The sequence below is a fragment of the Roseateles sp. P5_E11 genome (genome assembly GCF_054049355.1).
In genome coordinates this window covers 1-2,026 of the sequence record NZ_JBFUMO010000809.1, presented here as the reverse complement: position 1 = coordinate 2,026, position 2,026 = coordinate 1, and the positions used below count along the sequence as shown (strand labels likewise).

The following is a 2,026-nucleotide window of genomic DNA, read 5'->3' as shown; positions in this document are numbered from 1 at the left end:
GCTGTGCGGCGAGCACGCCGTCGCCGCGACCGAGGCCGGGGATGAGGCGCCAGCCCTGCGAGGCGGTCACACGCAGCGCGGGTGGCACTGCAGCGGCCGTGGCCACGGGTGCGAGGTCGGCAGCGGCTTTCGCGATGTCGCTCAGCGCATCGGCCGTGCTGCCACCCAATCCGGCGGCCGGTAGCAACGGCGCCTGCTGGCGGTAGCTGGTCCAAAGGCCATCGGCCGGTTCCTCGGCCAGGATGCCGGCCCAGCGGCCGCCGTTGCAGCGCGCGGTCAAGGCCTTGAGGCGCTGATCGGCGCGCACGGCCTGGGCGGCGAAGCGGCGGGCACCAGCGGGATCGCGCTCCATCGTCGCCGCGTAGCGCTCCAACGCGAAGAAGCGCTCGTTGGCCAGGGCCGAAGCGCGCAGCGGGTATTCGACCAGTTGGAAGAAACCGTCGCGCTGCGCGGCGGCGATCCGAGGGCGCACGGCGTCCAGGCGGGCAAGCAGCTGGGCGAAGCGATCCAGGCGCTCGTCGACGACGGCCGGCGCCAGGCCACTGCGCTTCACGCGTTCACCGGGCAGGTGATATTGCAGATGCTCGGGGCGGCGCTCGAAGTTGAGGCGGTAGTAGCCGTCCCAGATGTCGGCGATGCCAGCAACGCCGAAGAGCCGCTGCGCCAGCTCACGAAGGTAGGCCTGCTGGCCCTGCGCCCGCACGGCGGCCGGGTTCCAGGCCAGGTCGAACCAGTGGCTGAGGTTGACCTCGTGCGGCTTGATGTCGCCGGCGTTGGCGATCCACAGCCGCTGCGCGCCGGCATCGAAGGCGCGGCCCATTTCTTCGGCGACGAGTGCGGGCGGCGTGGTGGACAGCCACAGATAGGACAGCGGCGCGCCGAGATAACTTAGGTGGTAGTACACGCCCGAGCCGCCTGAGCGCTTGGTCTGCTCCGCGTCGGGGAACTGGCGGATGTAGCCGAAGTTGTCGTCGGGCCAGACCAGCGTCACGTCGTCGGGCAGGGCCAGCCCGGGCAGCAAAGGCAGCACTTCCTTGTAGGGCACGAAGACCTGGGGCAGCGTCACCGGGTCGCCTACGTGCTTTGCCAGCAGCTCTCGTTGGTCGGCCAGCAAGCGGTTCAACAGCGCCTGCTTCTCGGCGACGGTGCCGCCGCCCTGCATGCCAGAGTCGTGGATGCCGCGCATGCCCAGCGTGTAGAGGTTGTCGAAGCGGCCATTCGTCTTCAGCCGCTCGGCCCAGTAGTCGCGCACCTGTTCGGGATGGGTTGCGTAGTTGTACTGCTCAGCCGGCGCCTTCCACTCGGCGACGTTGTTGCGCAGCATCGGCTCCGCGTGGGATGAGCCCATGACGATGCCATAGCGCTGCGCGAGCTCGGCATTGCGCGGATCGGCGTTGAAGGCGCCCGAGACTTGGTGCATGGCCGGCCACAGCGTGTTGGCCTTCAGGCGCAGCAGCAGGCGGAAGACCTGCTCGTAGGTGCGCGGGCCAATCGTGCGGGCCTCGGGCTCGAAGGTGCGAGAGGCCCAGGGGAAGAGGCCCCAGTCCTCGTCGTTGATGAAGAGGCCGCGGTATTTCACGGCGGGACCGTCGTGGAGCAGCAGCTCGGTCAGGCTGACATGCAATGGCCCGCGCTTGAGCGGCGCGACGTCGGCCCACCAGTGCCAGGGCGACACGCCCAGCGCCTGGCTCAGCGTGTAGACCCCGTAGGCCGTGCCGCGGCGGTCGGCGCCAGCGATGACGAGGGCGGCCTTCACACCAGGCTTCGGGTTGCGCAGCAGTGCGATCTGGAAACACTCCCAGCAACTCTTGAGCTTGCTGAGGTCGAGGCCGGCGGCGTCAATCTGCGCATGCCGGCCGGCCGTGCCGACCCAGATCTGCACGGCGCCCTTGTTGCCAGTCCGCAAGCCGAGGCGCTTGAAGTCTTCCGCCAGGTCTTGCGCAACGAATGCTTCCAGCGGATCAGCGTTCGCGCTGCCAACGATGACGGCGCCATCCAGCGGCAGGCTGGTAGGCGTGGCATGAGT

General features: G+C 69.1%; 1 protein-coding gene. It reads right to left on the bottom strand.

Annotated features, from left to right (window positions below):
* A partial coding sequence (locus ACXJKR_RS30890; protein ID WP_457326097.1) for a glycosyl hydrolase 115 family protein occupies positions 1-2,026 on the bottom strand: 2,026 nt, incomplete at both ends.